The 23,493-nt window shown below is 71.4% G+C and carries 25 protein-coding genes; 14 read left to right on the plus strand and 11 right to left on the minus strand.

Going from position 1 to position 23,493, the window contains the following annotated elements:
* Positions 1-477 (minus strand): periplasmic substrate-binding domain-containing protein, encoded by a 477-nt coding sequence (locus tag FB558_RS42210; protein ID WP_142065270.1) that lies wholly within the window; start codon positions 475-477, stop codon positions 1-3.
* A 44-nt stretch (positions 478-521) separates the two neighbouring features.
* Between FB558_RS42210 and FB558_RS42215 the strand changes: the two genes are divergently transcribed.
* Positions 522-830, plus strand: a complete 309-nt coding sequence (locus FB558_RS42215; protein ID WP_142065272.1) for an amidohydrolase family protein — start codon at positions 522-524, stop codon at positions 828-830.
* Between the two features lie 647 nt (positions 831-1,477).
* Here the strand turns inward: FB558_RS42215 and FB558_RS43715 are convergent.
* A complete protein-coding gene (locus tag FB558_RS43715; RefSeq protein WP_170231824.1) occupies positions 1,478-1,624 on the minus strand; it encodes a hypothetical protein in 147 nt (48 codons plus the stop codon).
* 228 nt (positions 1,625-1,852) lie between these two features.
* Between FB558_RS43715 and FB558_RS44240 the strand changes: the two genes are divergently transcribed.
* Positions 1,853-3,481, plus strand: a complete 1,629-nt coding sequence (locus tag FB558_RS44240; RefSeq protein ID WP_211367246.1) for an OmpA family protein — start codon at positions 1,853-1,855, stop codon at positions 3,479-3,481.
* Positions 3,482-3,671: 190 nt separating this feature from the next.
* On the opposite strand, the gene FB558_RS43720 is transcribed toward FB558_RS44240, so the two are convergent.
* Positions 3,672-3,836 carry a hypothetical protein gene (locus tag FB558_RS43720; protein ID WP_170231825.1) on the minus strand — a complete coding sequence of 55 codons (165 nt, stop codon included), beginning with the start codon at positions 3,834-3,836 and terminating at the stop codon, positions 3,672-3,674.
* Positions 3,837-4,053: 217 nt separating this feature from the next.
* On the opposite strand from FB558_RS43720, the gene FB558_RS42225 reads away from it, so the two are divergent.
* The 12 genes from FB558_RS42225 to FB558_RS42280 all read left to right on the plus strand — a co-directional run bounded on the left by FB558_RS42225 (position 4,054) and on the right by FB558_RS42280 (position 15,615).
* A complete protein-coding gene (locus tag FB558_RS42225) occupies positions 4,054-4,446 on the plus strand; it encodes a YciI family protein (protein WP_246107158.1) in 393 nt (130 codons plus the stop codon).
* Between the two features lie 7 nt (positions 4,447-4,453).
* Positions 4,454-5,716 carry an RNA polymerase sigma factor gene (locus FB558_RS42230; RefSeq protein WP_246107155.1) on the plus strand — a complete coding sequence of 421 codons (1,263 nt, stop codon included), beginning with the start codon at positions 4,454-4,456 and terminating at the stop codon, positions 5,714-5,716.
* A 64-nt stretch (positions 5,717-5,780) separates the two neighbouring features.
* Positions 5,781-6,233 (plus strand): DUF998 domain-containing protein, encoded by a 453-nt coding sequence (locus FB558_RS42235; protein ID WP_142065278.1) that lies wholly within the window; start codon positions 5,781-5,783, stop codon positions 6,231-6,233.
* Between the two features lie 38 nt (positions 6,234-6,271).
* Positions 6,272-7,570: an IS21 family transposase gene (gene istA, locus FB558_RS42240; RefSeq protein ID WP_142065280.1), complete on the plus strand. Its 1,299-nt coding sequence runs from the start codon at positions 6,272-6,274 to the stop codon at positions 7,568-7,570.
* Positions 7,571-8,401 carry an IS21-like element helper ATPase IstB gene (istB, locus tag FB558_RS42245; RefSeq protein ID WP_142065282.1) on the plus strand — a complete coding sequence of 277 codons (831 nt, stop codon included), beginning with the start codon at positions 7,571-7,573 and terminating at the stop codon, positions 8,399-8,401.
* Positions 8,402-8,487: 86 nt separating this feature from the next.
* Positions 8,488-8,709: a hypothetical protein gene (locus tag FB558_RS42250; RefSeq protein WP_142065284.1), complete on the plus strand. Its 222-nt coding sequence runs from the start codon at positions 8,488-8,490 to the stop codon at positions 8,707-8,709.
* 761 nt (positions 8,710-9,470) lie between these two features.
* A complete protein-coding gene (locus FB558_RS42255) occupies positions 9,471-9,887 on the plus strand; it encodes an ATP-dependent DNA ligase (RefSeq protein ID WP_142065286.1) in 417 nt (138 codons plus the stop codon).
* 59 nt (positions 9,888-9,946) lie between these two features.
* Positions 9,947-11,119 (plus strand): site-specific integrase, encoded by a 1,173-nt coding sequence (locus tag FB558_RS42260; RefSeq protein ID WP_211367247.1) that lies wholly within the window; start codon positions 9,947-9,949, stop codon positions 11,117-11,119.
* A complete protein-coding gene (locus tag FB558_RS42265) occupies positions 11,100-11,465 on the plus strand; it encodes a helix-turn-helix domain-containing protein (RefSeq protein WP_246107156.1) in 366 nt (121 codons plus the stop codon). The genes FB558_RS42260 and FB558_RS42265 overlap by 20 nt, the downstream gene beginning before the upstream one ends.
* A gap of 17 nt (positions 11,466-11,482) precedes the next feature.
* A complete protein-coding gene (locus tag FB558_RS42270; protein ID WP_142065288.1) occupies positions 11,483-13,840 on the plus strand; it encodes a site-specific integrase in 2,358 nt (785 codons plus the stop codon).
* 124 nt (positions 13,841-13,964) lie between these two features.
* Positions 13,965-14,648 carry a phosphotransferase gene (locus FB558_RS42275; protein WP_211367248.1) on the plus strand — a complete coding sequence of 228 codons (684 nt, stop codon included), beginning with the start codon at positions 13,965-13,967 and terminating at the stop codon, positions 14,646-14,648.
* 283 nt (positions 14,649-14,931) lie between these two features.
* On the plus strand, positions 14,932-15,615 hold the full coding sequence (locus FB558_RS42280; RefSeq protein ID WP_281288731.1) for an ATP-dependent DNA ligase: 684 nt from the start codon (positions 14,932-14,934) through the stop codon (positions 15,613-15,615).
* Between the two features lie 222 nt (positions 15,616-15,837).
* Here FB558_RS42280 and FB558_RS42285 read toward each other — a convergent pair whose 3' ends face one another.
* The 8 genes from FB558_RS42285 to FB558_RS42320 form a co-directional block, all read right to left on the minus strand.
* Positions 15,838-16,464 (minus strand): PIN domain-containing protein, encoded by a 627-nt coding sequence (locus tag FB558_RS42285; RefSeq protein ID WP_170231827.1) that lies wholly within the window; start codon positions 16,462-16,464, stop codon positions 15,838-15,840.
* A 945-nt stretch (positions 16,465-17,409) separates the two neighbouring features.
* The gene (locus FB558_RS42290; RefSeq protein WP_142065294.1) at positions 17,410-17,625 is read right to left on the minus strand and encodes a hypothetical protein; all 216 of its coding nucleotides are present in this window, start codon (positions 17,623-17,625) and stop codon (positions 17,410-17,412) included.
* Between the two features lie 58 nt (positions 17,626-17,683).
* A complete protein-coding gene (locus tag FB558_RS42295) occupies positions 17,684-18,904 on the minus strand; it encodes a helix-turn-helix domain-containing protein (RefSeq protein WP_142065296.1) in 1,221 nt (406 codons plus the stop codon).
* A 107-nt stretch (positions 18,905-19,011) separates the two neighbouring features.
* Positions 19,012-19,221 (minus strand): hypothetical protein, encoded by a 210-nt coding sequence (locus FB558_RS42300; RefSeq protein ID WP_142065298.1) that lies wholly within the window; start codon positions 19,219-19,221, stop codon positions 19,012-19,014.
* Positions 19,222-19,296: 75 nt separating this feature from the next.
* Complete coding sequence (locus FB558_RS42305; RefSeq protein WP_142065300.1) at positions 19,297-19,833, minus strand: hypothetical protein; 537 nt, start codon at positions 19,831-19,833, stop codon at positions 19,297-19,299.
* 2 nt (positions 19,834-19,835) lie between these two features.
* The gene (locus FB558_RS42310) at positions 19,836-21,851 is read right to left on the minus strand and encodes a type IV secretory system conjugative DNA transfer family protein (RefSeq protein ID WP_142065302.1); all 2,016 of its coding nucleotides are present in this window, start codon (positions 21,849-21,851) and stop codon (positions 19,836-19,838) included.
* A complete protein-coding gene (locus FB558_RS45415; RefSeq protein WP_142065304.1) occupies positions 21,848-23,044 on the minus strand; it encodes a C40 family peptidase in 1,197 nt (398 codons plus the stop codon). The genes FB558_RS42310 and FB558_RS45415 overlap by 4 nt, the downstream gene beginning before the upstream one ends.
* A 6-nt stretch (positions 23,045-23,050) precedes the next feature.
* Positions 23,051-23,485, minus strand: a complete 435-nt coding sequence (locus tag FB558_RS42320; protein ID WP_142065306.1) for a hypothetical protein — start codon at positions 23,483-23,485, stop codon at positions 23,051-23,053.
* Between the last annotated feature and the right edge of the window lie 8 nt (positions 23,486-23,493).

Here is a 23,493-nt window from a genome sequence, read left to right on the forward strand (position 1 = left end):
TCATGTCGTGAGCTCGACCCCGGCCACCCGCAGGTTGCCGGCGAGGTCGTAGCCGGGGCCGGTGACCGTCTGCGACCAGGTGAACGTCTCGGAGTAGGTGGTGAAGGAGATGTTGGTGCACTCGTCGACGACGATCTGGTTGAGCTGCCGGTAGATCTCGGTGCGCCGGGCCGGGTCGGTCTCGATCTGGCCGTCGGCGACGAGCTGTTCGAGCTGCGGGTTCTGGTAGCCGAAGCGCTGGTCGGCGCCGCGGTATCCGGAGTTGGCGGCGAAGAACACCGCCCCGTCCTGCAGGCAGCGGCCGACCTGCCACGGCACGACGTCGACGGTCGGGTCCTGCCCGGATCCGATGTCGGTCCAGCGGCCCTGGCTGATCGGCTCGATGTTGAGCGTGACGCCGATCTTCGCGAGGTCGGACTGCCAGATCTGCCCGTAGGTTCCGAAGTTCGGGTAGGACGTCGGGAACGGGAAGTTCATCTTCAGCGGTCGACTGCGGGTCGCGTTCCGGACTGGCGCTGACCGTGCGCGACCTAGTGCGGTCCGGCGTCGCCGCCGGCCCGCGGGTCCTCGCCGCCGCGGAAGCGATCACCACGACCGCTGGGCACGGCGAGGACATCGGCACCCCCGCCGACGACGCCATTCAGATCCGCACCGCCGTCCGCCGGCTCGTCGCCCGCTCGGCCGATCTCATCAAGATCATGGTGACCGGCGGTGCGACCGACCCGCACACCAACCGCCGCCACGCCCAGTACAGCACCGAGGAGCTGCGGGCCGCGATCGACGACGCGCACCGTTTCTTCAGCTCCATACGAACGCTGCCGGAGGTCTAGCAAGTTCTTTATTCTTCGCGGGGCAGTCGGCGGCGACGGTCATCGCTTCCGTCTCTGCACTATTACTGGTAGGCCGGGTTGGTCTTCCGGGGTTGTTCTGGCTTCCCGCTGTATACTTCGCCATCGCTTCAGTAGCACTTATTGTTGCGCGACGAACTCTTCTAGCTGTCTTGCATCGGAGGCAGAGCCAGACACACACGTAGATGGTCTCGGCTGCCAGCCGTTCGGCGATGCCGACCGGGCCATGGCCGGCCAGTGCGAAGCCGAGCGCGACCGTCCCAAGGGATGGAGGCGGCGGCCGCGACAGCGGCGGCCGCGGCGAGGGCCGGCGCGGTTCGTCGGGTGCTGCTGGCGATCAGGATGAGCACGAGGATCTGGCCTGCGAACAGCGGGACGGCGAGCAACGAGTGCCGCGTGATGTTCACGTCGCCGGGCACGAGCGCGGTGGCCACCCCGCTGACCCCGATCACCACCCACGTGGCGAGGATCCAGCGAGTACGGCGTCGCCGGACGTACAAGGGGCGCAGGGCGACACCGCCGGTGGCGAGCAGCGCCGACAGTGCCCCGGTTGCGATGTTGAACAGCGCGTGTCGCGGTGAGCACGACGCGAGGACTCCGACCGGACGGCGCTCGACGGTGCATGCGATTCAGCCGAGGTCACTGACCGTGTGGTGGAGCAGGTCGTAGGGCACCGGCCAGGCGCTCACCACGATGATCTGCACCGCGATGTAGGCGGGGGTGACAACGCCCCACAGGACCCGTGCGACGGCAACTCCGCTGATCGGCGCACTCATCCCTGCACGATCCTGGCGGCACCTTCGGCACGTCATCACCAGTTCGTCGCATCTCTGTAGTGGCTGGACGGACGCCTCCCCGTGTGCCCCCCGTCGGGGCGGCATCGTGCGTGAGCTGTTGAGCTCTGCGAGCCGGGCCAGCAGGCCATGCAGCCAAGCACGACCGCGCGACGTGGAGCTAACACCTCTATTCGATCTTTCAACCGGGCCTGCACTACCGTCGACGCGATGTCGGACCACCTGCATCCCTCGCTTCGAAGGAGTTCGCTGTCGTCGCGCGTCGCGGTCGGGGCCGCGCTGGCCGTGCTGCTGCTCGTAGGCTGCTCCACCGGCGGCGACGTCACCGGTACAGCGGCGCCGGCTACACCTCCGGCCGGGGCGAACGCGCAGGACGGCCCGCCGGCCGGAGCGTCGGGGGGTAACGCTCCGGCCGGGGCCGTCGAGCGGGAGGTCGTGGCCGACCGGGACGCCCTGCCCGCGACGGCCTCTCTCACGCTGAACCGGCTCGGCGACCATCACCTGGTCGCCGCGGTGAGGTTCACCAGCGAGGAGGCGACCGGGCCGTGGGACAGCAATCTGTTCGGCTTCACCTCCTTCGCCACGCCCGGCTCGGAGTACCCGCAAGAGGCGCTCAATGGCCTGTTCTGGATCGGCCCGGAGGGCCGCTCGGCCCACCTGACCTACTTCACCGAGGACCGCTCCTGCCTGTGCACGACGTTCGAGGATTCGCACGGCTGGGGTATCACCCGGGAGCAGCCGGTCACGGCGGCCGCTGTGCTGCCCGCACCACCGGAGGGTGTCACCGAGCTGACGGTGTTCTCGCCGTTCTCGCTGCCCTTCGTCGACGTCCCGATCGGTGACCAGGCGCCCGACCTGGCCGCCTACGGCATCACCCACCCCGACCAGGCACCAGCCGCGACACCTGAGGTGTTCCCGCTCCTCGGCTCGTCCACGCTTGCGGACGGCTCGGAGACCGTAAGGGAGAACGCGGACACCACGGACGTGGAGCTGTCGGCCGACGTGCTCTTCGCGCTCAACGAGTCAACGCTGACGCCCGCGGCGGACGAGGTACTCGCCCGCACCGCGCGGCGCCTCGACGCCGACGGCGGCACGCACGTCGAGATCGCCGGCCACACCGACTCCAGCGGCAACGACGCGATCAACCAGCCGCTGTCGGAACGCCGCGCCGAGACCGTCCGCGCCGCACTGGCCCAGCGCGTCGGCACTGGCGTCACGTTCACCACGGCCGGGTACGGCTCGACGCGCCCGATCGCCGACAACTCCACCCCCGAAGGGGCCCGGCAGAACCGCCGCGTCACGGTGTCGTTCCCCCGACCCACCGACACCGAACAATCGCCGCCGACCTCCGCCCCGGCGGCGCCGGGGGCCGCCGGGGCGGGCCGCCCGATGACCGAGTTCCACGCGACGGTGACCGGTGCCCCGGACTACCCTGACGCCAAGGCCGAGCTCAACGGGCTGGGCCTGGAACGCATCGCCGAGGACGTCGTCCTGCTCAGCTACACGATGACGAACCTGCGCGACAGCACCGAGGACCTCAGCCCGTTCTGGACCGCCCCCAGCACCACCGCGCTGTCCAGCCTCGGCGGCACCACCGCCACCGACCCGGCCACCGGGCGCATCTACCAGACGATGAACGTCGACCGGGCCGCGGTCGTCCGCGAGGGCAGCTACCACCTGCACTGCGCGTGCACCATCACCTCGGCCGGCGCCATGTTCGTCCCGTATCAGGAGACAGGGACCCTGTTCGCGCTGCTGCCCGTGCCCGACTCGGTGTCGGTGCTCGACGTGAACATCGGTTCGGATCTGGTGTTCCAGGGCGCCCGGATCACCGGCTGAGGCTCGGCGACCGCCCATTCCGGAGGCGCCCACCGTCGGGGACGCCGGTCCGGGTGGGCGCCATCCCCGGGCCGCCGAACTTCGTCAGCGCCTTGCGCTGCCTTCGCTACCGTCTCCAGCCCGGATGGCGGGGAGAGCAGGTCGTGGCCTACTGGTCTTCGCGGTGGGTGAGCAGCTCACCGGCCTGCGCTCATGCCGGCGGCGCCCAGGAGTGGATGGCGGCGCCGCGGGCGAGGCGGCAGACGAGCTTCCAGAGCACGGCCCGGTCGAGCCCCTCCAGTCGAGGTGGCGAGGAGCGGGCCAGCGGCGGGCTGTCCGACGCGGTCGACGCGTCCGCCGAGATGGCCTCGAGCACGCCCCGCCCGGCTGGCTCGCCACCTTCGGGCGGCCGACCGAGATCGCGCAGCAGCCCGAGATCGAGCGGGCCCTCGGCTGGGGTCCAACGTGATCGGCGGTCTGGTCGGCGAGAGGGCGAGCGGTGTGGAATCCGGTGTCCGGTACGTCGATGCGGTACCGACGTCCCGGGCGAGGCGCCAGGGTGGTGCCCACGGAAGGAACACACCGTGAAGTACATGATCATGTTGTACGGGTCCCAGCAGGACTACGACGTCCTGGCCGGCAAGCCCACCGGCAAGCCCGCGATGACGCCGGAGGCGGTCGCGGCGATGCACGCCTACATGGAGTCGTTCCACCAGAAGCTGGCGGAGTCCGGCGAGCTCGTCGGGGGCCAGGGCCTGACCGCTCCGGTTCACGCCCGGCGGGTGCAGTTGCAGGGCGGGGCGCTGGTCGTCACCGACGGGCCCTACCCCGAGACGCAGGAGGTGCTCGCCGGGTACACGATCGTCGAGTGCGCGAGCTTCGACCGGGCCACCGAGATCGCGGCCGGGCTGGTGAACCCGGACGACGAGGGCGCGTATGTGGACGTGCGGCCGATCGAGGGCGGGTGGGACGAGCTGGAGCTGTGAGCGTCCGGTGAGCAGTGGCGACGTCGAGGGTCTGCTGCGCCGGTCGGCGCCGCAGGTCCTCGGCGCGGTCGTGCGCAGGTACGGGCATTTCGACGCGGCGGAGGACGCGGTGCAGGAGGCCCTGATCGCGGCCGCCGCCCAGTGGCCGCGGGATGGGGTGCCGGACGACCCGCGGGCCTGGTTGATCACCGTGGCCGCCCGACGGCTGACCGATCTGCTGCGCAGCGAGCAGGCCCGCCTGCGCAGGGAGGACCGGGTCCAGCGGTGGCGGCTGCCCGAGCAGTCGCTCGCACCTGCCGCGGACCGGCAGACCGCCGACGGGGACGACACGCTCGTGCTGCTGTTCCTGTGCTGCCATCCGGCCCTGGCACCGGCGTCGCAGATCGCGCTGACCCTGCGCGCGGTGGGCGGGCTGACGACCGCGGAGATCGCCAGGGCGTTCCTGGTGTCGGAGGGGGCGATGACGCGACGCATCACCCGGGCGAAGCAGCGGATCAGGGACAGCCGGGCGCCTTTCGCCCTGCCACCGGCGGCAGAGCGGGACGACCGGGTCGCCGCGGTGCTCCACGTGCTCTACCTGATCTTCAACGAGGGCTATGCCAGCACCTCCGGCCCGCGCCTGCAGCGGGTGGAGCTGTCGGCGGAGGCGATCCGGCTGGCGCGGATGATGCACCGGCTGCTGCCCGACGACGGCGAGGTGGCGGGTCTGCTGGCGTTGATGCTGCTCACCGACGCGCGCCGGCTGGCCCGCACCGGCCCGGGCGGCGAGTTGATCCCGATGGGCGAGCAGGATCGGTCGAGGTGGGATGCGGGCGCGATCGCGGAGGGGGTGGCCCTGGTGTCCGCGGCCCTGCCGCGCGGCGGGACCGGCCCGTACCAGCTGCAGGCTGCGATCGCCGCGGTGCACGACGAGGCACCGAGCGCCGACGCCACCGACTGGGTGCAGATCGGGCTGCTCTACGAGCTGCTGATGCGGATCTCGGACAACCCGGTGGTGGCCCTGAACCACGCCGTCGCGGTCGCGATGGTGGACGGGCCCCGGGCGGGTCTGCGGCGCGTGGAGCGGCTCGCCGCCGACGAGCGGCTCAGCGGGGATCACCGGCTGCACGCGGTGCGCGCGCACCTGCTCGAGCGGGCGGGCAATCGCGCCGCCGCCCGCGAGTCCTACCGCAGGGCTGCGGACCTGACGATGAACCTGCCGCAGCAGCGCTACCTGCACGGGCGCGCCGACCGCCTCGCCGGAGACGGGCGAGGATCGTGTCCGGGGTGAGCCAACGGCTCCGACGTCCCCGATGAGCGGCGCTGCGGTGGTGCCGCCCGGAACGGGAGGCGTCATGGCTGTGCAGTCCGATACCCCGGTGTCCCGGCCGACCGTGTGGTTGCTCGGGTGCGGCATCCTCGCCGGGCCGCTGTTCCTGGTGGTGTGGCTCGCCCAGGCCCTCACCCGCCCCGGGTTCGACCCGACCTGGCACCCGCTCAGCCTGCTGAGCCTCGGCGAGCTGGGCTGGATACAGATCGCCAACTTCGTCGTGACCGGGGCGCTCTACGTGGCGTGCGCAGCCGGGATGCGTCGGGTACTGCGGAAGGGCCCGGGCCGGATGTGGGGGCCGATCCTGGTCGGCGCGCTGGGGGCGGGGCTGATCACCGGCGGGGTGTTCGTGACCGACCCGGGCGCCGGTTTTCCTCCCGGCACACCGGCCGGGGCGCCCGCGCAGATCAGCTGGCACGGGATGGCACACAGTGTCGGCGCCCTGCTTGTCGACGACGCGCTGAGACTGACCCCCTAGCGACGGGTTGGGATTGACCCCCTCGCGACGCTGGAGGGGTGATCACGTTGGAAGAGTGGGCTGAGGTCCGTCGTCTGCACCGCGCCGAGGGTGTGTCGATCAAGGAGATTGCCCGCCGGTTGGGGTTGGCGCGTAACACGGTGCGGGCGGCGCTGCGGGCCGACGCGCCGCCCTCGCGTGAGCGTGGACCGCGCGGGTCGCTGGTGGACAAGGTGGAGCCGCAGGTCCGGGCCTTGCTGGCCGAGCATCCGAAGATGCCGGCGACGGTGATCGCCGAGCGGATCGGCTGGACGCGGTCGTTGACCATCCTGAAGGACCGAGTCCGTGAGCTGCGGCCGTTGTTCCTGCCGCCCGACCCGGCCGACCGGCTCGAGTACAGCCCCGGCGAGCTCGCGCAGTGCGACCTGTGGTTTCCGCCGGTCCCGATCCCGGTCGGTCCTGCTGGACAGCACGGCGCGGCGCGGGTCCTGCCGGTGTTGGCGATGACCTGCGGCTTCTCCCGGGTGACGGACGCGGTGATGATCCCTTCCCGCAAGGCCGGGGACATCCTGGCTGGGATGTGGGAGATCATCGGCGGGTGGGGCCGCTGCCCCCGCACGCTGGTCTGGGACCGCGAAGCCGCGATCGGCGGCACCGGCAAGCCCAGCGTCGAGGCGGCCGCGTTCGCCGGGACGCTCGGGGTGCGGATCAAGCTCACCCCGCCGCGGGACCCGGAGTCGAAGGGCCTGATCGAGCGGCGCAACGGCTACTTCGAGACCTCGTTCCTGCCCGGGCGCAGCTTCGTCTCGCCGTTCGACTTCAACACCCAGATCGAGACGTGGCTGACCGGGGTGGCCAACGCCCGGCACCTGCGCTCGATCGGGGCCACCCCCGCCGCGCGGTGGACCGCCGACCGGGCCGGGATGGTCGCGCTGCCGCCGGTGGCGCCGCAGGTCGGGCTGACCGGGCGGATCCGGCTCTCCCGCGACTACTACGTGCGCATCGACGGCAACGACTACTCGGTCAACCCGGCCGCGATCGGCCGGTTCGTCGACTGGATCGCCACCCCCGCCCTGGTCGCGGTCACCTGCGCCGGGCAGATCGTGGCCACCCACGAGCGGGCCTGGGCCAGCGGCGCCACGATCACCGATCCCGAGCACCGAGCCATCGCCCGGGCGATGCGCACCGAGCTCACCGCCACCCGTGACCGCGCCCGCCGCTCCACCCGCTCCCACACCGATGGGCACGTCGTGGCCCTGCGCGCGCTGCCGGACTACGACGCGCTCTGCGGCGTGAACTTCGACCCCGCACCCGACCCGACCGTCACCGAACCGACCGCCACCGCTGAAGGGCAGTAGATGACCACCCCAAGAACGACCCCGACGACCCCGACGACCCCGAAGCCCGGCGCGAAGACGGGCGCGAGCACCGAGCTCGGTTCGAAGCTGGCCTACCTGACCCGGGCGTTGAAGACGCCCACGATCGCCCGCGTCTGGGACGACCTCGCCGCCCAGGCCCGCGACCTGAACTGGTCGCACGAGGAGTACCTGACCGCGGTCCTGGAACGCCAGGTCGCCGACCGCGAGTCCGCCGGCACCACCATGCGCATCCGCACCGCACACTTCCCGCAGGTCAAGACCCTGGAGGAGTTCAACCTCGACCACCTGCCCTCGCTGCGCCGCGACCTGCTCGCCCACCTGGCGACCGGCACCTTCGTGGCCAAGGCCGAGAACGTGATCCTGCTCGGACCACCCGGGATCGGGAAGACCCACCTCGCGATCGGGCTCGGGGTCAAAGCCACCCAGGCCGGCTACTCGGTGCTGTTCGACACCGCCAGCAACTGGATCACCCGCCTCGCCGCCGCGCACCAGGCCGGACAGCTGGAAACCGAGCTGCGCAAGATCCGCCGCTACAAGCTGATCATCATCGACGAAGTCGGCTACATCCCCTTCGACCACGACGCGGCGAACCTGTTCTTCCAGCTCATCGCCTCCCGCTATGAACAGGGCTCGGTCATGGTCACCTCGAACCTGCCCTTCGGCCGCTGGGGCGAAGTCTTCGGCGACGAGATCGTCGCCGCCGCCATGATCGACCGACTCGTCCACCACGCCGAGGTCCTCACCCTCTCCGGCGACTCCTACCGCACGCGCGCCCGCCGCGAACTCCTCGCCAAGGACCGCGACAACTAGAACGAAACCGGACACGGGGGGTCAGTTCCAATCCGTCGCCAGAGGGTCAGTTCTAACGCGCCGTTGACACTCTGCTGGCGTTCAGCATGGTGGTCGGCTGCCTGGTGTTCGCGCGCCGGTTCGCCGCAGCCCGCCAGCCTGCGATGGCCGCGGGCGGTGTGGGCGCCGGAATCGCGGTCGTCGCGGTCATCGCGTGGCCGGACCTGGACAGCACGGCCGTTCGGCTGGTCCTCGGCTCGGCGATCGAGTTCGCGTTCGTGGCGTTCGTGGCAGCCCGCCTGATCCGCGAGAGCCGCGGGGCCCGATGAGACGGCCCGCGTGCGCAAAGGGTTGGGGCCTACGTCGACAGACCGGTGATCAGCACACGATCAGGAGGGCGATGAGTCCGGCGAGGACGATCGCGACGATGATCAGGATGGGCCAGCCTTGGCGATCACGGTGGCGCCGGTGCTGAGTCGCCATGCGCGGCTTCCTTGGCTTGTGGTGGTAGGCGGGGCGGACCGATACCCCTGATGACAGCACTTCACTCCCCACCCTGCTGCGCCCGGGCGGGGATGCATCAGGTGATGGCTGTCAGATCCGAGCAGCGATCAGGCCGAGTCGGCGGGTCGTGGTTGACCGGTGAAGGAGTCGAGCAATTTCGAGTCGGGCGGCCAGGGTGTCGCGTACTCCGGGATCGAGCATCGCGGTGACGCGGTGGCGGCCTTCGACGTACCACTGCTCGTCTGGCTCATCGCCGAGGATGATCGCGGTTCCGGTGTCGACGAGGCTGCCGATGGCCTCGAGCTGCCAGCCGCTGATGCCCTCGTCACTGACCCGATTCAGCGCGTGCTCGGTGATGTCCTCGCCGACGTGCCGCTGGCCTCGGCGGCACGGACGAGTCGTGCGGGACGTCGAGGTCGATCCGCGGGGGCGCGGCAGGAGACGGGTCTATGGCTCGCCACCCCCGGTGCCGGGGGTGCGCGATCGGGTCTCGGCGGCGTCTGCGGGCGTGGCCGGCGCCGCGGCAACGACAGTTGCGGAGAGTCCGCCGCAGGTCAGCGCGCTGTGATCTGCCTATCGTCGGCCGGTGCTCCGCCTGCCCGTGCAGCCGATGGTCGCCCGACCGGCGCCCGAGCTGCCTATGGGCTCCGGCTGGAGCTATGAGCCCAAGGCCGACGGGTTCAGGGTGATAGCCGCTGTCGCGGGGGGACGCGCGCGCCTGCTGTCGCGCCAGCAGCGTTCGCTCACCCGCTTCTTCCCGGAGGTCGCGCAGGCCCTCGCCGCCCAGTTCACCGACGTCGTGCTGGACGGGGAGCTGGTGGTGGTCTCCGGCGGCGGCCGGCTGGACTTCACTGCGTTGCAGCGTCGCCTCACGACACCGGGCGCGGCCGCGGACGCGCCGGCGTCCTATAACCGGAGCACGCACGGGTTCGCAGGGCGCCTTCGGCGTGTCAGGTACCGGTCTGGGCAGGTCAGGCTCCGCCCAGCCCTGTCAGCTCTGTGACGTGAGATTCCGACAGCCACTCGCATAATCTGCGAGTTGATCGTCTAATCTGCGTGTTCGTGGGGGATTCTGACGCTCGACTGCGCGTCGTTGGCGAGGAGGTGCCGGCGGGCCGGGACGAGGCCGCGGGGTCGGGTCTGGCTGATGTGTTCACCTTGCAGCGGCGGCGGTCCGCCGGGATCGCTCCCGAGGATGAGCGCTCGTTCTACCTGGACACGCTGGCGGAGTATCAGTGGGCGCGTGATGCCGCGGGGCTGATGCCCGGGACGATCGATCAGCTGGTCAAGCCCGTCATCGAGCTGTGCGAGTACTACGACACGGTGCCGTGGCGGCTGCAGCCCAAGCAGTTGGACCACTACTTCGCTGGTCCGGGGAAGCGGGCGCGGGCGACCGTGCGCTCGAAGATCACCAAGATCGACGGGTACTTCGCGTTCCTGGAGCAGCGCTACGCGAGTGAGATCAGTCGCTTGTTCGGCGCGGGGGTCGAGTCCCCGGTCGACCCGTTCAACCGGCCCCGCCACCGTGGAGACTTCGGGCTGCGAGTGCCACCGTCGCAGACCGCGATGATCAGGTTCTTCGCCGGGTGGCGCGACGCGCTGGCCGATGCTCGCAAGGAGGCCGTCGCCTGCCGCGATTACGTGATGGCCAAGATCGCCTACCTGTCCGGGGTCCGGGCGAGCGAGCTGTGCCGAGTACGGGTTTCCGATGTGCACTGGGAGTCCGGGCAGTGGGGCCGATTCCTGGTGGAGGGCAAGGGCGCGCGCGGCTCCGGCCCGCGTCAGCGCGAAGCGTTCCTGTTCGAGCAGGGCCGTGAGCTGTTGTGGTGGTATGTCGAGGACGTGCGCGGCCTGTTCCGCGACGACCCGGAACACCCGCTGGCGCCGCTGTTCCCGTCGGAACGGACTCCGCCTGCGGTGGCGGCGCTGAACATGCCGATCGCGCCCGCGGTGGTGCCGGCGACGTTCCGACGGGCGTTGAAGACCGCCTCCCGCCGCCATCTGCCTGGCCCGGTCGCCGAGCTGCATCCCCACCTGCTGCGGCATGCGTGCGCAACACACAACTACGAACGGGGGATGACGCTATGGGAGGTGCAGAAGCTGTTGGGGCATGAGTGGACCACCACGACCGTCCGGTATTTGGCCAGCGCGCAGGCCGATCCGGAACAGGTCGGCCGGGCGGCGGCGAGCCGGGCGACGCAGCGGCTGGTGCGCGATGCGGGGAGCCTGCGATGAACGGGAATCTGGGATGAAGTGGAATCTGCGCTGGGTCGCGGCCAAGCGCGACATCTGGCGACCGACCGATCTGCTGGCCGCGTTCCGCGAGGTTGGGTTCAACCCATCGCTGAGCAAGGTCGCCGCGCTCTGGGGTGGCACCCCGGTGACGGTCCGCCTCGATGATCTCGACCGGATCTGTCAGGCCCTGCACTGCACGGTCGCGGACCTGCTCGAGGCCGAGCCGCTGACCGATCAACAAGGCGGCGAGCAGGCACCGCAGGCTGCGGCAGCCGGTGCCGAGCCCGGACCGGTGCGCCCGGTGCCACGCAAGGACGGGCCGCGGCGACGTCGGCCCCCGAACTGACCCGAGGAGGCCATCGAGTGCGGTGGGCCCGCCAGTGCGAGATGTGCCTGGCCTGGGGCCAGATCAAGCTCGGCCGCGACGGCCAGTGCGCGAGCTGCCGGTCATGGCAGGCGCACAGCGCCGGCCGGCGGGAGTGCCGGGGCTGCCTGCGGGTTCTGCCGGTCGACGGCGACGATCTGTGCCGGGGGTGTGTGATCGCCGCCCGCGCCGAGCTCAGCGCGGGGCGCGCGGTGGCCCTGCCGTTCGCCAGCCAGCTGCACCTGCACATCGTCGGGCTCGGCCTCGGACCGGTCTACAGCCTGCCCCGCAGCTCACGGCGGGACCCGGCTCCGGCCCTGACCCCGCGCGTTGCCACGGAGGCCCACGGGGATCCCGGCTTTCTCCCGGCCGTCGTTCCCGGGCAGCTGGGTCTGCTGCCTGCCCCGCGTCGACGTCTCGTGCGGGCTGACCGCCACCGGATCGTGGGGCGCCGGTGGCCGGAGGAGGTGGTGTTGGTCGCCCAGGCCGAGGCGATGGCCACGGTAGGGGGTTTGAGCCCGACGTGGCCGCGGATGGTGATGAGCCTGCTCCGGCTCGCCCTCGCTGTTCGCGACGCCGACGGCGACATCCTGGTCAGCGAGGAGGTGCTCGACCAGATCGCGCTGCCGCTCAAGGCGGCGGCCGCCCAGGTACTCGATCAGGCGGGGATACTGCGGCCACGTCGGTCGCTTGCTCCACCTCGTCACCCAGTACGCGGTTGCGAGGACTGCCACAGCTGGGGGATCACCACGCGCCGCTGCCGCGGCTGCGCGTGCTGGCGCGACGACCGCGTCCGCTATCCGCCGGGTCGATGCGGGCGTTGCCGCCGCGATCTCCTGCCCCTCCACGCTGAGGAGGGCCTTTGCCGGGGGTGTCTGCTGGTCGTGCGCGAGTTCGGCACGCGGGCCGGGCGGGATACGCAGCTGACCTTCGCCGGCGATCTTACCTTTCGCCTGTCAACCCAGGCCGGGGTGCTGGGGTTCACCCCGCACAAGGAGTCCGGACCGACATTGCGGGAACGGGCACGACGCCGCGCCACCACGGCCACGGTCCGTTCGCCGTCGCCGCATCTGGTTGATCCCGACCAGCACACCCTGCTCACGGTCGATCGTGACTGGTGCGCGATCCGAGCCCTCACCGCGGATGAGCTGCCCGCGCTCACCGAGCTAGCGGCGTCGCTGCTCGCCGAGTTCACCGCCAACACACCGGCCCGCAGCGGGGGCGGAGCGCCGGGAGGCACCGCACTGTTGCGCAGGTTACTGGCCTGGCTGGGCGCCCGAGCCCCGTTCCGAGAACGCGACGTGCGCGCCCTGGCCGCGAGCGCCACCTCGCCCTCGACTCGACGGGTGCTCGACTTCCTCCACCAACACGGCCTCCTACAACCGGATGAGCCCGATCAACGGCCGCGGGCCGACCGCCAGCGGTCGTCCGGCACCGCAGTCGCTGACCTGGACACCAATCGCCGCAACCGGCACCACCAATGCGTCATCGCGGCCAGGATCGACACGCTCCCGGAACCGATGGCCGGCCAGCTCCACGCCTGGGTGCGGGTCCTGCGCGGCCGAGGGCGCCGCCGCCACCAACCCGCCAGCTTCGAACGGATCCGCCGCTACCTCTCCCTTGCCCTACCCGTCCTGCGCTGCTGGGCCGAGACCGGCCTGGACCTGCGCCAGATCACCGCCACCCACATTCGCGAGGAACTCGCCGGCCGGCGCGGCAGCCAAGCGCGCGACCTGCACCACGTCCTGCGCACGCTCTTCGTCGCCCTCAAACAGGAGCGGCTCGTCTTCCACAACCCTATAGCCAGGATCTCGCTCAGCACCCCCGTGCGGATCCCCATCCCACTGTCCAGCGATCGGCTACGCGGCCTGCTCGACGAGCTTGACGGTCCACGCGCTCGACTGCTGGTCGCGCTCGTGGCCGTCCACGGCCTGCGCCCGCTCGAGGTCACCCGGCTGCGCCTCGACGACCTCGACCTCACCAGGCTGATCATCCGCGTCCCTCGTCGCGGGCACACGCATACCGTCTACCTCGACGAACTGACCGTTGACTTGATCAACGCCTGGTTGAGCGAACGCCGCCGTCGTTGGCCTGACACCACCAACCCGCACCTGTTCGTCACCAGCCAGTCCGCCCACCACCCGGCCCGGCCGCCCTTGAGCTACTGCGGCCTTCGAGCCGCCTTCGACCAGGTCGGCCTGGTCCCCAAGGAGCTGTGGCGCGACCGCGTCCTGCACGAGGCGCAGCACACCGCCGATCCAGTTCACCTCATCCGCCTCTTCGGCATACACCCCTCCACCGCAGTGAAGTACGTGAACGCGGCCCATCCGGACAAGGCACTGTCGCAGATACGGTGAAGCCAAACTCGTGGCGCGACCAGGCGGCTCTGGTCAAACTGCCCAGGTGAATGGAGCCGCGGAGTCCCGAGTCGTCATCGAAGGCAGTGTCGTCACACGACCCGCAGGCCCGTGGACGCCGACCGTGCACGCGCTGCTGCGCCACCTGATGGCGGCCGGCCTATCCGGCGTGCCCGAGCCGCTCGGAATCGACAACGACGTGGAGCGATTGCGGCTGGTGCCAGGGGCCGCCGGTTCGCAATGCTGGCCGCGGCAGGCCACCGAGCACGGCCTGCGCTCGGCAGCCCGCCTCCTGCGCGCCGTGCACGACGCCTCGCAGACCTTCGTCCCGCCGGACGGGGCAGTCTGGAGCGTGGCGGAGGTGGCGGGCTCCGAGGGCTCAGTCTCAAAGGGCACGATCTGCCACGGCGACCCGGGCCCATGGAACATGACATGGCACGGGAACACGGCGACGGGGCTGTTCGACTGGGACTTCGCGCACCCCGCCCCCGCGATTGACGAGGTGGCATACGCGCTCGAGTACTTCGCGCCTTTCCGCAGCGACACCGAGGCGATCCGCTGGCTCGGCTTCCGCAACCCGCCCGATCGTCGTCGCCGGATCGCCGCCTTTGTCGAGGCCTACGGACTGGACTGCGTCACAGGACTGGTCGACGCCGTCATCGCTCGACAGCTGCAAACGATCGAGCAGACGCGGAGCCTGGCCGAACGGGGAGTGCAGCCACAGCGCGACTGGGTAGCAAGCGGCCACCTCGACGAGCTCCGTGCCCGCGTTCGCTGGTCAGAGGCCAACCGAGCGCTCGTCGAGTGAACTTACGTCGGTGGTGAGGGCCAAAGAGGCCGAGTTGCGGCACTCGCCCCACAAACCTGCCGGCCCCGGGCTCTCGCGCTGGAAGGAGCTGGCCGCTGCGCGCGGCTATGGCACGGTGCTTCTGGAGCCCGGGACAGCGCAGCCGGAGCCATCCCCCACCATTCGGCGGCCGCTTATGACCTCATCTGCAGAAAACAGCGCGCCGAACCGCGCGAGCGGTTCCACGGCGGCATCCTGGCCCGGCGGATGCGCAGCGCCCCGATCTTCACGCTTACCCGCCACTATGGCTGCTCCGGGGACAAGTTCCCACCTCCAGGGAGTGGCAGATTCTGCGAACCCGTTCACTTTGGTGTTCGACGCGCTCGCTGCCGGCGGCACCGACCTGCGCGGCTACCCGCTGCGGGTGCGGCGGGCCGTGCTCGAGAAGCTGCTCGACGGGGTAGGGCCGCCGTTGGCCGTGATGCCGATGACCACCGACGGTGTTGCGGCGCGGGCCTGGTTGACCGGGCACCTTGAGGCGGGGATCGAGGGCGTCGTGGCGAAGCGTGTCAACCAGGCATACCTGCCCACGCACGCGTGGCGAAAGGTCAAGACACGCGCGAGCGCGGAGGCGATCGTGGGCGGGGTGCTCGGCCCGGTCTCCGCGCCCGTGGCGCTCGTGCTCGGCCGCCACGACGAGCGTGGCCGGCTGCGTGTGGTCGGGCGCACAGGCACGTTGTCGCGGGCGGTGCGTGCCGAGCTCGGCGCGATGCTGCGTCCAGTCGGAGCCCGGCACCCGTGGCCGCCGGTGCTGGCGCCGGCTCGGTTCGGGCCCGCCGCCCCGGTCGAGTACTCGCGCGTCGAGCCGGTTGTCGTGGTTGAGCTCATGGTCGACGCCGCGTTGGACGAGGTGCGTGGACGGACGGTGTGGAGACACCCGGCGCGGCTGCTGCGGCTGCGCGCAGATCTGCGCGCAGCTGACCTGTGACAGGCTGCAGCGCTTCGATCAGCCAGATCGATCATTCGTGGCCGGGCAGCGCCGTCCACGCCGACGCCAGTGAACGGGTCCACGCGGTTCTATGCACTGCGCGATGTCACGGGTGCGGGCGTCGCGGCCGGTGAAGCGCTGTGCTTCATCGCGACGTCGATTTCCCCGGCGCCCACACCAGGTTGGACGCGGCGCATCGAGCTGGTGCTGTGCCGATCCGACCTACTTGTAGATCGTGCGGTCGCGGCTGTTGACGAACTCGGTGTGGCCGAGCGGCGTGTACCAGAGGTTCCGGCGGGTCTGGCGCTTCCGGCGCGCCCGGTGTGGCTGGGCGGGGTCGAACCAGCAGAACGTCTCGACCTTGGCGGATCCGAGGGCGGCCGCCTCGTCGAGCGCCGGGTCGAGGTCGCTGTCGTGGGAGGCGAGGATGACGAGGTCGACGTCGGGCTGGCGGGCTTCTCGCACGAGCGCCAGGGCGCAGAGAACGTCGACGCCCTTTTCGCTTCGCCCTGTGACGATCCACTTCCCGTCCGGGCCGCTCGCCTTTCGCCCGTTGGCGTCGCGCTCGTACTCGTACTTCAGGGGCCGCATGTTGACTTCGACGCGTGGGTCGCGTTCCCACTGCGCCTTCTGGGCCTGGTTGCGGGCGTACGCGCGGGCGTCGTGGTTCGGGGATGGCTCGCCGCGGTACACGAGGACGCGGCTCAGGACAGCGTGAGCCATGCCCTGCTGCTGGCGCTCGTTGCGGACCCGGAGCAGCTGGTTGGCGAGGTGAAGCGGGTCGACCAGGGTCTCGTGTCGTGCGAGCGGGCCGTTCGATTCGAACAGGTCATGGCCGGTGAGGTGCACGTTCTGGTAGTCGATGACGACGACCGTGCGCAGATCGGCGATGTCCCTGAGCCCTTCCACGAAAAAGCCCCACCAGTCCCGGAGGACGGTGGGGAACTAGGTCTCGAACTATACAGCCAAGCTGGAGCCTGCGCGACTTCCCCGGGTGCCGCGGGGTGTCGCGTCGTCGGGTCGGTGATCTGGAGCGTGCGCGAACGGGCTGGCGGCGTGCCGGCCGAGCAGAAGCAAGCTGGGCAGCGGCACGGCCGCCCCGGGGGTCCGGGAAGTGGGGCTTATGGACACGCTGTGGCGATCGACGCTGCTGTGGCACGGGACCGGGAAGCACCCCGACCGGTGCCTGGTGTGGCGGGGCGCGCAGCCTGCCCCGCGGCAGCTGGAATGGTGGGCGCTCGTCGGCACGTCGACCGGAACGTGCTGGGCGAGCCTGCTGCGCGGGCGGGATGCGTCTCGCCGTGTCGGTCGTCGGCGCCGACGAGAGTGTTACGGGCGTTGACGAAGGCCGTCGCCGCGGCGGAGGACTGCGACACGTAGCCCCGGCTCGCACCGGGACTGAGCCCGGCCGGTCGAGTGGGAGGGGCGTCACGCGCCGCTCGGAGTCGTGCCGTCGAGCGGCCTCGATCCAGCGCTCAACGTCGGTGAGCCGCACTCCCCATGTCGCCGCGGCGGCACCGGGCGAGCGTGGCGCGCCATCGGGCAAGCCATCAGCGCAGTCGCTACCGCGAGATCGGACCGATCGCGCCACGGCAGCTGACGCTCAGCTCTCCGCCGCGGCATCGGCCTGAGCTTCGTCAACCCAGCGCGTGAGGTCGCCGGCCAGCACGCCCCACACCACGGCGGCACCGATGATGGACATGCCCCCGAGCACGTCGTTCACGGCGTGCTTGCGCTCCTCTGCGCTGAGGCTGCCCCGCGGCCGATTCGCCCGGTCGGGGATCCAGCCGAGACTCACCGCTGGCTCCCCGACATCAGCAGGCTCGCCTCCTCGGCGAGCTCGCGCAGCCGACACGGAAATGCCACGCGGCCGGCCTGCGGGCCGCTCGGGCACACCCTGCAGTGTCCCGAGCCATCGTCGATGTGCTGGGCGAGCAGCGCCGAGATCACGCGGCGTCCCGCAGCTATGAACTCACGAACCAGATCTCCGGGAGGCTCCTCTGCGCTCACAGAACGTGACGCTAAGACCACTTAACCGCATCGGTATTCCTGCCAGGAATACGGCCGCTCAACCCGAGCGACCGATGCCCAGCCAGTACGCGAACCCGCGCAGATCTCTCCGGATCTCCTCCCCGCGGGCCCGCTCGTACATGTTGGTCACGGTCTCCCGAAGCCACGGGTTCGCGTGAGCTAGCTGAGGGGCGACCCGCCGGGCAGCACGGAACTCGACGAGGGCCTCCTCGTCGCGGCGCTCCATCGCCAGCCCTCGACCGACGTCGATGTGCCAGTCCGCACGCCGGGACCGCGAAGGGGCCAGGGTGGCGGGGTCGATGCGGGCGGCGATCTCGGCGGCTCGGCCGCCGTCCCCAGCTTCGACCGCGAGCGTGGTCCGCCACATCGCGACGTTGCCGGCGCCGAACGCCTGCCGCCCGAAGTTGACCGATCCGACGCCTGGGCGCTTGGCCGTCTCCTCGGCCTCGCGGAGATGTGCGTCGGCCTGTGCGTAGTCCGAGGCCGCCACCGTGGAGGCCAGCGCCGCCGCCAGGTGCAGCATCCCGTACATCTCGGCGACGGCTGGCTGGTCCAACCCGGGAGTCAGCTGGTCAGCGGCTTTGGTGGCGATCACGTAGGAGCGGCTGCGGGCGGACGAGCTGATCGCATTGGCCCGCCCCCACGCAGCGAGCCCTTCCCATTCGAGGCCGTCGAGATTGGCGGTGACGTCGCGCAGGTGCCGAGCGGCGACTTGGGCGAGGTCAGGGGCGCCGAGGTTCTTCGCCGCTGCTCGTGCGGCCGTGTAGCACTCGGTGAGACCGATCAGCGCCTCTTGCCGGTGCGGGCCGGCGGCGGAGGCATGCAGGTTCCGCACGAGACTCGGGAGCAGCGCGGTCAGCTGACGGTAGTCCGCGATGAGGCGCATCGCGTCCAAGGCCGCCAGGTCCTGCTGGATCTCGGGCCACGGCGCGACCGGGCCGTCGAGCTCCTCCCCGAACTCGACGTCGGCCAGCGCGAGACGCAACGGGGCGAGGGCGGCGTTCTCGTCGCTCGCGCCTGCCACCAAGAACGTGCCCGCCCCGGTGAGGTCGCCGGGCGACACTTCGAGGGCGCGGGCGAACGCCTCAACGGTGGCACGTTTGTCTACCGGGACCAACCCGCGCTCGATCTTCGACAGGTAGCCCTGGGAGTACCCGGCCAGACCTGCCAGGACCTGCTGGTCCATCTTGCGCCACACCCGGGCTGCCCGGATCCGGCGGCCGATGGTGGGGTCGAAGCTCGCGCTATCGTCGTCCATGCCGAGACCCACTCTCGGTCGCTCGCGCTCCCCGGGGCCCGCCTGCTCCGGGGGCGCATCAAGTTGACGTCGCCACCGTACCCGGCGACGTCGCCTCCGACCGGCGCCTACCGGCCGCGCACGGCCCGCAGGATCTCCTGGAGCGTTGCGTCCGTCGACTCGCGGAACGACCGGAACTCAATTGTCAGCGCCTCGACCTTCTGGTCGACCGCCTCAACCTTCTCGTCGACTCCTTGTACGAGCTCGTACAGCGACTCGATGTCGTTGCCGTGCTGGCTCACGCGGCGCGGGAGGTCGGCGGATTGAGGCTGCGGCACCGGGCGAGCGTAGCGGTGTGGGATGCCTCCCGGACCCGCCAGGCACACCTGCCTTGGCTCAGGGGTTCGTGCCGGCTATCCGTCGCTGGTGGGCGTGGGGAAGCCGAAGTGGAGTGCGCCGAGCAGCTCGAGGTCGTGTTGGTCGCGGGTCGGGTCGGTTGGGGCGTCGAGTCGGCGGATGCCGTCGTCGACGTCGCGGTGCCATGCCTCGACGTGTTCGCCTTGCCGGCACTCGGCGCCGAGGGTGGTGACGCGGGCGCGGAATCCGGGCAGGTGGCGCAGGTAGTAGTCCGCGGCGACGAGCGGGGTGGCTTGAGGGTCGCGGTGTGCGGCGTACCAGAGCCAGAGCTGGACGGCGAGCTCGGTGGCCAGGCCGGGGTGGCGGCGCCAGCAGGGCGGGATGAGCTCGTCCTCGGTGATCGCGTAGAGGTGGTTGAACGTCGCCGAGTAGGCGTCGATGAGGCGTGCGAGGGCGGCGCGTTCGGTGCTGGTGAGCACCGACCAGGTCCATGGCAGCCGCCGCTGGGGGTTGCGGTTGTCGCTGTAGAGGGCAAGGAGGAGTTCCAGGTCTGGGTCGTCGAACGCGGGGGGCGGGGGAGTCGCGGGAGGCATGGTCATTGGATCGGCTTCCGGTCGAGGGTGAAGTCCGCGCCGGCGGCTGCCGCGGTGGCGTGGCTGCGGTGGATGACCGCTTCCCCTTCGCGGGCGGCGGCGACGCGGGCGGCGACGGTGGCGGCTTCGCGCAGCACGGTCCGCCGTATCCGGCGGCGGTCGTGAATGGAGGGCACCCAGGCGAGGAACGGGGCCAGGCCACGCACGAGGACGGTGGCCTCGCCGTCGGCGAGTTGTTGCTGGTCGCCGACGGTGAGGGTGTCCTGGAGCTGGATGTGCTCGCCGTGCGGTTCGTGGCCGCCGCGGGATGCGGTGACCACGGGGGTGACGCCGGCGCGTTCGGACAGCTCGCGGGCGCTGTCGATGTCGATTCCACCGACGATGGACACACCGGCGGCGTCGCGCAGGGTCGCCGCGTCGGCGCCGTAGAGCGCCTGTTCCTGGCTGGAGCCGACCACGGTGTAGACGTAGCCGATGCCGGCTTTGCGTAGGGCTGAGGCGACGTAGGGCAGGTTGGGCACGACGATCGCGAAGCGCAGCTCGTCGAGCACGCCCACGAACGGGACCTCGAGGCGGCGGCGAGGGCTGCGCAGGGCGAGGGTTTCCGCGGCGACGAACATTTCCGCGGCGAACAGCGACAGCAGCGGGCGGGCACGATCGATGCGGTTGGGGTCGGCGAGCAGGTAGACGGTGCCGCCCGCCATCAGGAACCCGACCATGTCGAAGCCGGGGAGCCGGCAGCCGGTGTCGGGGTCGAAGCGGCGCCCGCACAGCTGTCGGCCATCGGCTGTGCCGATGCTGCGCATGGCCAGCGCGAGGTAGCGCTCGACACCGCTGGTGGTGGCGGCGGCGCGGGGATCGAGGTGGGTGCGCAGCCCGTCCTGCGCGGACGGGTCCGCTCGAGGGTGGTCTTTGAGGATCCGTGTGGGCACGGGGTCGGTGGGCTTCTGCTTCCAGCCCAGCAGGTCTTCGATCTCCTTGTCGCCGAGGGCCGCAGCGTGCAACCAGGCGGACAGGACTTCCGCGGCGGAGTCGCGGAAGAACTGGTCGCGGTCGTTGCCTCGGTCGCCCTGGGATTCGCTCTCGACACCGGCGACGAGCGCGACGGCGCGCCGGTAGGCGACGTTGAAGTCCTCGCATCCCTCGATCGGGTTCCACCGGATCCGCCGGTAGCCGGCGGCGTAGCGGTACTCGGGCGCGGACATGTCCACGACGGCGACCGGGTACTCGCGCACCGGTAGCCAGGGGCGGGCGAGCCGGGTCAGCCACGGCCAGCGCAGCGTCCTCGGCCGGCAGGTGCGCGCGAGGACGGTCCGTTCGAAGATCTTCGGCTCGGTTGAGCTGATCATCGCCGGGCCGGGGAGTCCGCGGATGATCGGCACGAGCAGGCGGTCGGTCTTGCCCCACCCGACGCGGGCAAGGATGCGGATCCGCTGCTCGAAGTCCGCCCACATCGCCACGCGCAGGCGCCGCCCACCGGTCAGGGGGTGGCCGATGAAGTAGCCGAACTCGCGGGTTGCCGCCAGGGTCCGCTGATACCAGGGCAGGTCAGGGCGGGTGTAGCGGCCGGCGCGTCGGACCGTGCGGGAGCCCAGGGCCTTGCGGATCGCCGCGGGCTGGGCGAGCCCGCGGTGGCGTGCCTGTTGGTGCAGCCCGCGCAGCATGGGGCGTACCGCCAGCCACAGCCAGGCCAGCCACAGCGGCACCGCTGCGCCCGCCGCGGCGAGCGGCGGCACCGGCCAGGTGATCGCCACTGGCAGCTGGGGCCGGCTCGGGGCAGCCTGCTGGCCGGATCGGGGCAGGCCGAGGAGGCCGCCGTCGCCGCCGCTGGCCACCGGTCGCAGGTGGATGTGGGGGAGGGTGAACCCGCGCCCGGACAGCCACGTCAGGATGCCGGCGGCGACCCAGACCGCGGCGGCGGCGCCGAGCATCGCGGTGGCGGCCGCGGTGAGGCGACGTCGGCGTTCCCATCGGGTGTAGAGCCGGGTTCGGCCCAGTCCTGCGCTACCAGCGATCATCGGGGTCCTTTCGGTGCGAGGCCGGCGCTGGGACGGACCACGGTGTGGGTGAAGTCGCCGCCGGCCCGCACCGGTGAGACCCGCACGGTGGATCCGGTGCTGGGCGCTTCGACCATGTAGTGGGCGCCGTCGACGACGCCGAGGTAGATCGCGACGTGGTGGACGGGGTTACCCCAGAACAGCAGGTCACCGGGCTGCGCCTGGGCCCACGGGGCGGTGTGGCCGTGCGCGGCCTGCTGCTGGGAGACCCGGGGCAGCGTGATGCCGGCTTGGGCGTAGGCGTACTGAGTCAGCCCGGAGCAGTCGAACCCGCTGGTGCCTGCGGCCACGACCGCGGCGGCGCGGTCGGTGGCGCCAGTGTGGGTTCCTTGGCTGGGGCCGTTGACGCCGCCTCCGCCCCACACGTACGGGGTGCCCAGGTAGGTCAGCGCGGCGGCGGCCGCCGTCGCAGCCGCCGGGTCGGGGAAGGTGAAGGTGGCGGCGAGCCCGGCCTCGGGTGGCAGCTGCACCGTCAGTCCGTTCAGCGCCACCGTCACCGGCCCGGGTCCGCCGCCCGCCGCGCACACGACCCCGGCGCCGGCCGGGTCGCCCGGGGCGACGCCGGGGGTTCCCCGGTAGAGCTGGCCGGCCAGCGTCATCGCCCACTGCTCCCACCGGGCGTACCAGGACGCGCCGGCGCCGGAGGCCTGAACGCGTTGGGCGGCATCAGCCAGCCCGATCCCGCCCGTGGTGGGGTCGGGGTTGTCGTAGTTCGGGACCCGCTGCAGCAGCATCTGGTAGAACGCCGCGGCCGCGGCCGCGGGATCGGTCTTGTCGACGTGGGCGTAGTAGTCGCCCTGTTGCTGGAAGATGCCGACCGACCGGCCGCTGACGGCGGCGGGGTTGAGGCTGGATTCCTGCATGGCGGTGGCCACCGCAATCGCGGTGCCGCGCTCGGTGATGCCCATGCTCTTGCCGACGGCGACGACGGTGCCGGCGATGGTCATCTGGTCGGCGTTGAGGGTCGCGCCCTGCTGCGACGCCGGCGCACCGGGCGCGGCGTCGGCGGGTCGGGTGCCGGGTTGGGCGGTGATGGCGCACCCGCCGGCCGGGGGCTGGAGCGTGCCGAGCGAGCCGCCGGTGAGGATGACCAGGAACAGCAGCAGCACCAGCGCGATCGCGCCGACCACGGCGCCGGCGGCTGGCCCACGCATGCCGGCTCAGCCGCCAGCGGTGGCGGTGCCGACCCGCCACAGGCCGTCGCTGTCGCGCAGCACCACGCGGGTGTGGCGCAGCGTTTCCACCCAGCGGGTGCCGCTGCCGGCGGTGATCACCTGCTGGATCTCGCCGATCACGATGGCGCTGGTGTCCGAGCGCGGCGCCTCGGGGGAGACCACCGCGGTGGGGGCCGCGCAGCGGGCGGTCTCGGCGCCTGCGACGACCTTGTCCCAGCTGGCGCGGGCCCGTTCGTCGGCGGCGGGGTCGAGTTCGGCCCACCCGGCGGTGGTCATCGCCGGCCGGGCCCGCTGCTCGGGCGCGCCGAACGGCTCGGTGTAGGCGTAGGGGCACAGCCTGGCCAGCCAGGCGCGCATCGCGCCCTCCGGTGAGGCCAGCTCCGCCGGCGCGGGGTCGCCGGCCGGCGGGTCGACCACCACGATGCTGT

It is taken from the genome of Pseudonocardia kunmingensis, assembly GCF_006716445.1.
GTDB lineage: Bacteria > Actinomycetota > Actinomycetes > Mycobacteriales > Pseudonocardiaceae > Pseudonocardia > Pseudonocardia kunmingensis.